Origin of the sequence: Exiguobacterium sp. 8A, from assembly GCF_902506275.1 — a bacterium.
Taxonomy (GTDB): Bacteria; Bacillota; Bacilli; order Exiguobacteriales; family Exiguobacteriaceae; genus Exiguobacterium; species Exiguobacterium profundum.
The window spans coordinates 1-7,899 of record NZ_LR733692.1; the positions used below are offsets into that span (position 1 = coordinate 1).

Annotated in this window: 11 protein-coding genes; 4 read left to right on the forward strand and 7 right to left on the reverse strand. The window is 51.4% G+C overall.

Translation table 11 applies throughout. The features are described from left to right. Positions 1-482 precede the first annotated feature (482 nt). Both GVY42_RS16240 and GVY42_RS16245 read left to right on the forward strand, forming a co-directional pair. Positions 483-1,409, forward strand: a complete 927-nt coding sequence (locus tag GVY42_RS16240) for an STM4504/CBY_0614 family protein (RefSeq protein ID WP_159563783.1) — start codon at positions 483-485, stop codon at positions 1,407-1,409. Then, positions 1,406-1,999, forward strand: coding sequence for a type II toxin-antitoxin system PemK/MazF family toxin (locus GVY42_RS16245; protein WP_159563784.1), 594 nt, complete (start codon positions 1,406-1,408; stop codon positions 1,997-1,999). Before GVY42_RS16240 ends, GVY42_RS16245 begins: the two co-directional genes overlap by 4 nt. Before the next feature lie 217 nt (positions 2,000-2,216). Here GVY42_RS16245 and GVY42_RS16250 read toward each other — a convergent pair whose 3' ends face one another. From GVY42_RS16250 to GVY42_RS16265, 3 genes are all read right to left on the reverse strand, one after another. Beyond that, positions 2,217-2,732 carry a helix-turn-helix domain-containing protein gene (locus tag GVY42_RS16250; protein WP_159563785.1) on the reverse strand — a complete coding sequence of 172 codons (516 nt, stop codon included), beginning with the start codon at positions 2,730-2,732 and terminating at the stop codon, positions 2,217-2,219. A gap of 84 nt (positions 2,733-2,816) precedes the next feature. Continuing rightward, positions 2,817-3,704, reverse strand: coding sequence for a hypothetical protein (locus GVY42_RS16255; protein WP_159563786.1), 888 nt, complete (start codon positions 3,702-3,704; stop codon positions 2,817-2,819). Between the two features lie 141 nt (positions 3,705-3,845). Next, on the reverse strand, positions 3,846-4,139 hold the full coding sequence (locus tag GVY42_RS16265) for a recombinase family protein (RefSeq protein ID WP_236550117.1): 294 nt from the start codon (positions 4,137-4,139) through the stop codon (positions 3,846-3,848). A gap of 304 nt (positions 4,140-4,443) precedes the next feature. Between GVY42_RS16265 and GVY42_RS16270 the strand changes: the two genes are divergently transcribed. Further along, a complete protein-coding gene (locus GVY42_RS16270; protein ID WP_159563788.1) occupies positions 4,444-4,671 on the forward strand; it encodes a hypothetical protein in 228 nt (75 codons plus the stop codon). 15 nt (positions 4,672-4,686) lie between these two features. Beyond that, a complete protein-coding gene (locus tag GVY42_RS16645; RefSeq protein ID WP_236550118.1) occupies positions 4,687-5,079 on the forward strand; it encodes a hypothetical protein in 393 nt (130 codons plus the stop codon). A 548-nt stretch (positions 5,080-5,627) separates the two neighbouring features. Here GVY42_RS16645 and GVY42_RS16280 read toward each other — a convergent pair. The 4 genes from GVY42_RS16280 to GVY42_RS16295 form a co-directional block, all read right to left on the reverse strand. Next, the gene (locus GVY42_RS16280; RefSeq protein WP_159563790.1) at positions 5,628-6,143 is read right to left on the reverse strand and encodes a helix-turn-helix transcriptional regulator; all 516 of its coding nucleotides are present in this window, start codon (positions 6,141-6,143) and stop codon (positions 5,628-5,630) included. A gap of 203 nt (positions 6,144-6,346) precedes the next feature. Beyond that, a complete protein-coding gene (locus GVY42_RS16285) occupies positions 6,347-6,568 on the reverse strand; it encodes a hypothetical protein (protein WP_159563791.1) in 222 nt (73 codons plus the stop codon). Between the two features lie 58 nt (positions 6,569-6,626). After that, positions 6,627-7,184 carry a recombinase family protein gene (locus GVY42_RS16290; RefSeq protein WP_159563792.1) on the reverse strand — a complete coding sequence of 186 codons (558 nt, stop codon included), beginning with the start codon at positions 7,182-7,184 and terminating at the stop codon, positions 6,627-6,629. A 197-nt stretch (positions 7,185-7,381) separates the two neighbouring features. Continuing rightward, positions 7,382-7,899, reverse strand: a 518-nt coding sequence (locus GVY42_RS16295) for a hypothetical protein (RefSeq protein ID WP_236549003.1), incomplete at its 5' end; no start/stop codon positions are given.

Sequence of the window (7,899 nt, forward strand, 5' to 3'; positions counted from 1 at the left end):
AAGAGGCCCCCATAAGGGGACCTCACATTCGGGAATCGAGGAACGGCATACCTCGGTATCCATGGTTATTAGACAAACAGTGCATTCGGAAAGGGATCAGCAATCCCTATATATCTAGCATAGCAAAATTCTCGGAAAGCGCAACAAAAGACGTCCTCCTCTTCCGAGGGGGCGTCCGATCCCGATCGTTTCCGCGACCGGGATGTGAGGCATCCTAAACAAAATCCTCTGCACAATCCAATCACTAGGAGAAGGTAGGGAAGCGCCTCCCTGCCTTGTCGTCATTTTACCAGAGGAACGCAGATTTCGAAAAAAAACCTTACGCTTGGAGAATCTCTCGGCGTTTAACTTACCAAGTTAAACTATCAACAAACCACTATTCTCCCTTCTGAAGCAGGAGTTCTTGCAGTCGTTGGACAATTCCTTTTAGAGAAGTTAGGAAGGTCAGTCGAGATTAAAATAATAACGCGGAGGCGATGTATTTGCTCTTTTCACAGCGAAACAACATAAAAGATATCGATTTGTTCCCCTACGATGGAGATGTGCCAGAACGTCTCAGAATTCAGATTTTTCATTTGATTATTGCTGTGTACGAGATTCGAAACACGGAATTCGTTGGACTAACATCCGACGCACTAAATCAAGTGTTTTACAAAAACGCTTTTGCAGAAATCAGACAACACCTTCTTGAAGAACATGGACTGCTAAGTCTCCTCGACGCTCCTGGTGATACAACAGATGGTCCAAACGAAATTGAATCCTGTCTAGACTTCTTGTTGTATTGCGAAGAAGGAGACTGGGTCATCGACATGGTAGAACTATTGATTAAATTTGCTTTCGATTGGAATTTGATAGGACCTCAAACGATAGAAACCCTGAACAAAAGATTCCGGGAGAACGGAATCGGACTCGAATTTGTGGAAGACCGCTTCATTAAAATCAACTCCACGATCCTCCATGTCGAGGCTGTCAGGCCGGCGCTTATGCTCATGCGCAGCACAGGATTCTCCGGTCCCCTTGATGAATATCTGGAAGCGCATGAACAGTATCGGAACGGGGACAACAAGGCCGCCATCACCTCCGCCGCCAAGGCGTTCGAGAGTACGATGAAGACCATTTGCCAAGCAAAGGGATGGCCAACAAGTAAAGGGACGGCCGCCGCACTCATACAAGCGCTTTTCGACAACCAGTTCCTCCCGAACTATTACCAGACCCAGCTCAACTCGCTCAGAACAACACTGGAGGGGCTCCCGACCGTCCGAAACAATAACACGGGACATGGGCAAGGGCCGAACATCATTGATATACCGGACTATTTGACCCAATATGCCCTCAATCTGGCAGGTGCCAACATCACTCTCTTAATTCAAATCTACAATAAACATTTTATTAAAGGGGAATCGAAATGAATCATAAACTAACAAGTCAACTTTATGCGAAATTCAAAAAAAACACTCAAAAAATATTGAGTGCACTTCAGCATTTTCAAGATAATAAAAAAAGAGAGGGTTACCTTGATTGGATGGAAACACGTTCGAAGTTCATCCAAAAAGAAAAACGTTTTCGAGATGCCGTGGTAAAAGAATGGGCTGATCGAAATCATGAAGATCGGAAAATGTTAACAAATTTTTCGGTTGGCGACGTCATTCATGCCGATTTCGGGTTCAACGTAGGTTCAGAATTCGGCGGAACACGCTATGCAATTGTTCTTCATCATTCGCCCCAGAGAAGCAATACAATCTTTGTGACCCCGCTTCGATCTGCCAAAGCGGGTCGATCTGCTCGCCCCACCGAAATTGATTTAGGGGAGATAACCTGTATCATTCAGCGAACCAATACCACAATGAACAGTTGGGCCGATTTACTTCAGTCTCGTCCGGTCTCCAAAGTCAGAATGATTGGACAAAATCCGGTCGGGAAAATTTCGACAGATCAATTGAACGCCTTGAAACTGAAATGGATCAAACTAATTGTTCCAGAAATCATGCCAGACCCTTAAAAAAAAAGTGAAAGCAAACCTCATTCACATTTAGGAGTTTATATGCTATGATATATATACCTTACCGGTTAAATTCCGGTCCCACGTCGCTGACTTGATCTACAAGTGATCTGTTGAGGTTGCTTCCATCGCAACCGAACGCGCCTTAGCGACGGTAAAATTAGACCATATCGGTACCCAATCCGATCCGACACCCTTTAACGATAAGGGTGTCTTTTTATTTCCGAGTTATACTCTCATCATCCAGCTCAACAGCATATAAATAACCGGTCTCCCATGATTGATTATCTGACGCAGCATATGCCATTCCAAACCAGACGATTCCTAGTTTTTCGGATTCCTCCATCATCCTAGACATATCTTCCCCCCATTTAAAGCGAGACTGATTATCTACTTCCTCCCACACCATATCTACTTCTTGAACATACGAGTGTACACTTTCAATTAATTCATTTTGTTCATTTTGTTTAAAATCGGCATGGTTGAAAGCCATCTGATGCCTTCCACATAAAGTGTTCAGCAGTTCATGACCGTCTCTCATTTCTTTTAAAATACAAATATCTCCACACTCATTTTCTAAGACTTTTCCAAGTTGTTTTAGTGTAGATAGTCTTGGAATTTCTCCATTTTCGATACGAGTAATCGTTCGAACAGACACCCCTGATTTTATTTCTAATTCTTGTTGCGTCATTCCTGAAACACTTCTGATCACCTTAAGCCAGTTACCTTTCATAAAATCCGCCCCGTTTCGATAAGTATTTGATACATCGATCGTAGCAAGTTCGACACTCTTTTCATATAGACAATCTATAGACACTTAGTTGCCCGTTCTAATGCCCTCGTATAAAGGAGTTAACGCATACAGCCAATAGAACAACTTCAAATAGTCTTCCTCGGTCAAACAATCATAATCATAGCTCCCGTGTAACATTTTGTTTCGTGACAGTCGGTTCACCTTTTTACCGTCTTTGTCTTCATCTACAAAAATCTGATACACCCCAAGGAGTGCTGTCCCCTCAAAAAAAGTGCGAATCCTTCGTTTTTCTCTCATTTCCTTTGTTGTTTGTCTCGTCCCTTTATCTATTCCTTTCTTTCTTTTAGAGTTCAAGTACTGTGTCGAATCTGTTTGCCCACAAAAAAACCCCTCCTTATCTTGTGCCAAACCCCAATTCAAAACAAAGAAATCGATTACTGGATAAAGAGCAATCATCGCTATCTCTATTTCTCCTCGTCTATAAGCATTTGCTGATTGCTTTATCAAATGATGATGTCTTATCAAAAATTCCAACTTTGTCAACTTAGACAGTGTTTCATCAAAACTAGTTTCCATCCAACTTAGCACGACATCCTTTCGAAGCATCGTGTCATAACCCGACAAATCAAATTCTGATAAGTAATCAGAATGCAAGAAGATATTTTCTTTGGACATTTCATCTGCAAATTCAATAATATCAAGTGACGCCTCCGAGAAGTGATCCTTAAGATATTCCACCGTTTCACGTAGACGTTCTTTCCACTCTTCGTTGTGTATTTCTAATCCTTTAATGGAGGAAATTCCGCTTGTAGCACCCTCTATAGATTTGTTAATATCGCGCAATACAGTTTTCATAGGTGCAAATGCAGACACAAGTGATTGAAGATTTTTATTAATCTTAGATAGATTATCATTAAACTGCTCAAGTTCTTTTTCTTTCCCCTTCTCCACACTTAACCCCCTATTCTATCGTTCCTCTATTTTTGTAACTGCATTCTTTCATATTTTTACAAAATGTGGATCGCGAGATGCCCAGCGTTTTCGAGATATCGGAGACGGTCATGCCCACCCCGTACATCATCATGACTCGGGTCATGACCTCCGAACCTCGCGGCCCTCAGCCCTGTGTTCGTCCGTTCCCGGATCAGTTCGCGCTCCATCTCGGCCAATCCAGCCGAGGCATGCCGCGAGTTCGGGACGGCGTTTCACGCTCGATGCCTTCTCTTGGAAGATTCGTGTACATCCGGCCCTCTTCAGCCCATCGAGCTGGGCGTCCAACTTCTGTTCGGCCGTCGAAACGCGCGCATATCCTATTTTGTCATGATGCACCTCCTGATGTGTGTTTTCCCGTGATGCAGAAAAAAACGCACTCAGAAGGAGCAACAAAAGACGCCCTCCTCTTTCGAGGGGGCGTCCGATCCCGATCGTTTCCGCGACCAGGACCTAGGGCATCCTAAATAAAACTCTCAATACAATCACTTAGGAGTTGTAAACATGCGGGCAAGGAACCGCCTCCCTGCCTTGTCGTCATTTTACCAGAGGGACGTAGATCTTGAAAAGCCCCTCATGACCGGACGGAGGGGCACAGGGCAGAAAGGGGTCCCCGGGACCACCGGTGCGTTTGTTCATTTTCATCGGAACTGTCGTATACTGGAGACAGATAGGATCACAACCAGAGAGGAGGATGCAGATGCATCAGACGAAAGTGGCGCGCGCGATCAAGGAACGGATGGAGGAGGTGGCCTCGGAACGGGGGACGACGCTCCATGCCGTGCTCCGGGAGATGCGCGCGAACCCGAAACCTTCAGAGACACCACTCTCCTCACGACCGCCGGTCGACATCGACATCGTGTATCACTACTGCGCGCGGCTCGACATCTCGCTGACAGAATTCTTCAGGGACGACCGGTTCCGATGAAGGGAGGGGAAGGAGATGCGCCAACTGTACCGTGCGCTCCACGAACAGGCGGAGGAGCTATGCCGCACCCGATCCGATGTACAGATGATGGTGGAGGACGCCGAAGTGTTCCAGCTCGCCCTGTCGACAGAGAGGCAGTCCGTACACGGGAGCATCCGGGTGATCCAAGGCTTGGAAGACACCTTGTTCATGGTCCTGTTCTCGCAACATCCGGGAGAGGCGTGCGAGCTGGTGATCCGTGTACACCGACGGGCGTCCAGGGACATGTACAACTTCAACTTCAGGACCACGAACGCATTCAACATCGGACCCGGAGACCTGGTGGGGGGACGCCTACTCGATGTGCTGATCGCGAAGACGGCGCGTAGGTTGAACAAGAGGGTGTCCCGTCCGCGGACACGTGGATGAGCGGACACCGAGGCGCCGTGACGGCTTGAACAATGACCCTAAAAAGGGAAGAGGAAGGGCACTCTGGCGCCCTTCCTCTTCCCTTGTCACCATGCTCAGGAGGCCAATCTATCGTACGACCCATGTGGGCACAGGTCGGTACGGGTCAGGCAACCATCGCGAGGCTGGAGAGACACCACACCGTCTTCACCCCGCGATGGGAGGACCATAGCCGGTCGGGAGTCCCTCCGGCCCCTCGATCGGCGAACGATCTATTGATAACATTCCTCTATCCGCCATCCGTTAAACAGAATATTCTAACTATTTGTACATTCGGGTCCTCCGACACCCCGTATCCGTCCGGTTGGCGGCGCACATGGTTTCAAACCCTCGAAGTCCGGGAAAGAGAGACATATATTGAATCACTCGCTCAGCCTCGTGCCGAACAGCTCGTTCCGTGGTTTCGTGCCGTCCCTAGCACGGGACCGCGAACGATAGATAGCCCCAAAGGGGGACGATGTCATGCCCGACATCGTCCCCCTGTCCTCGTCCGGAACGCACTCTGGCCCTCACCTCTCCACGAGGCGCCCTGCCCCGACGGCGGTGGCATACACGAGCCCGACCGTCGAGGTCGGGTCTCCCGGATCCGACGTGGCCAGCCCGAACCACCAGATGCCGAGCCTCTCCGACTCCCTCATCAAGTCGGAGAGCCGAACGGCCTCGTGGTGACGCGACGCGTCACCGAGGTCCTGCCACACCATGTCGATGGTCTGGATATGCCCGACGATGGACCAGAACAGCTCGACCTGTTCCGAGTCGCTATGAAGGTCATGTTCGTGGACAATCCTTCGGTTCCCACAGACCGTCGCCAACAACTCGTACGCCGTCCGCAGGTGGCGAAACACCGGCACGCCGGGTCCGTCCGCCTCCAACGCCTGACAGAGTCGTTTCAACTTCTCCGCCTCCGGCATGGCACCACCCTCGACCTGTTCCAACACGTCCAAGGGAACCCCCGTCCGGGAGGCGAGCTCTTCGAGCCCGATCCCACGCGTCCGTCGGTATGCCCTCAACCAGTTCTCCTTCATCGCGTCCACCCCACTCGATCCGACCATCGGATGTCTTTTCCTCTATCCTAGCAAGCCCCTGTCGATTTTCCCAGTCCCAAACCTCCCAGTGACATGGCGGGCGTCGAGAGGATGAGCCCGATGGACTGCGGCGCGATCCGGACGACCATGCGTCCTATCGGAGGACACAGGGTCCCGATGTACGGAGGCGTACATAGACGTCCTCATAACGGGTCGCCTCGATGCGTCCGGACCATTCGAGCACACGCCCGTCGCTCAGCCTCACCCGTATGCCGACCCCGTCCCGCCGCTCCTTCGAGCTGTAGGCGAGGTGGGCGATCTGTCGACGCGTCACCTCGTCTGGCACGAGCCCGAGCCGGAGGAGGAAGATGGTCGTCCCGGACCCGATATCGACGGATGCCGGCAACAGCTCGACCGGGACCCATTCGTCCTCCGGACGCAGGCGCAGCCATCCGGGCAGGTTCAGTCCCGTGACCGGGCGCCTCATGACGCCCCTCCGCTCTGTCTCATGTACTTGTAGAAGGTGGATCGCGAGATGCCGAGCGTTTTTGAGATATCGGAGACGGTCATGCCCGCCCCGTACATCATCATGGCCCGACTCATGACCCCTGGGTCGATCGGCTTCCTGCCCCCCGTCCGGCCCCGCGCCCGCGCCGCGTCGAGGCCGACCCTCGTCCGCTCTCGGATGAGCTCACGCTCCATCTCGGCGAGCCCGGCCATCATCGTGAAGAAGAGCCGTCCCGCGGCCGTCCCTGTGTCGACACCGAGGGTGAGGATATGAAGGTGGACCCCACGCTCTTTCAGATCGTCGACCAACGCCAACAACTGCCTCGTCGTGCGCCCGAGGCGGTCCAGCTTCCAGACGACGAGGGTGTCCCCTTCGCGCAGGTAGTCGAGGCATGCCGCGAGTTCCGAACGGCGTTTCACGCTCGATGCCTTCTCTTGGAAGATCCGTGTACATCCGGCCCTGTTCAGCTCATCGAGCTGGGCGTCCAACTTCTGTTCGGCCGTCGAGACGCGCGCATATCCGATTCTTGTCATGATGCACCTCCTGATGTATGTTTTCCCGTCATGCAGAAGAAAAAACACACATTGATAAAAAGATGAGTTTATGTACAGTATATCAAAAATAAAAAGGGCGATGGGACGCCCTTTCGTATTTTATGTGAATTCACGAACAAATTCGTTCTTTTAACGGTCGTTTTATGAATACTTGAGGGTGCCGGTGATCGTATAGCTCATCGCGCGTCCCCCCCGACCGGCCAGCCTATCTCGGCCGCCGGCGTGAACGACTCATACGACGCGTTCGTCCCTCTATAGACGTATTCCCCCGGCGGGCCCTCGTTCCCCTTCGAGTCGACGCCGTACACGTAGTACGTCTCGCCGTGCTTGTACTGTGTATGGTCGAGCGGGATGTCGACGGTCCAATAACGCGTAGGGTCAAAGTCTTGCGCGTCCATCACCCGGCCGTCGGCGTCCTTGATGACGACGCGGTGCGTCCCGCGGCCGACCCTGGCACGGAACACGTAATCGCCATCGTTCCATCCCATCTGGACGCGGATGTCCGGCGTCACGACCAGGCGCTCGCCCTCGCGGCCCCGCTTGTCGATCGAGACGAACTCGAAGATGGCCGTGTCCGAGAGGTCGAGCCGTTGCTCCCACGGCAGGTAGAAGTGGACGTTATCATACGCGTGTCGAAGCCCGACCGTGTTGTAGTAGACCCCGTCGATGTAGAGACGCATCCGGTCGACATCCT

What these genes read in the sequence shown, in the direction of transcription:
- GVY42_RS16245 (WP_159563784.1), top strand. Translation starts at nt 1,406, where the DNA reads ATGAATCATAAACTAACAAGTCAACTTTATGCGAAATTCAAAAAAAAC.
- GVY42_RS16250 (WP_159563785.1), bottom strand. Translation starts at nt 2,732, where the DNA reads ATGAAAGGTAACTGGCTTAAGGTGATCAGAAGTGTTTCAGGAATGACG.
- GVY42_RS16270 (WP_159563788.1), top strand. Translation starts at nt 4,444, where the DNA reads ATGCATCAGACGAAAGTGGCGCGCGCGATCAAGGAACGGATGGAGGAG.
- GVY42_RS16645 (WP_236550118.1), top strand. Translation starts at nt 4,687, where the DNA reads ATGCGCCAACTGTACCGTGCGCTCCACGAACAGGCGGAGGAGCTATGC.
- GVY42_RS16280 (WP_159563790.1), bottom strand. Translation starts at nt 6,143, where the DNA reads ATGAAGGAGAACTGGTTGAGGGCATACCGACGGACGCGTGGGATCGGG.
- GVY42_RS16285 (WP_159563791.1), bottom strand. Translation starts at nt 6,568, where the DNA reads ATGGGTCCCGGTCGAGCTGTTGCCGGCATCCGTCGATATCGGGTCCGG.
- GVY42_RS16290 (WP_159563792.1), bottom strand. Translation starts at nt 7,184, where the DNA reads ATGACAAGAATCGGATATGCGCGCGTCTCGACGGCCGAACAGAAGTTG.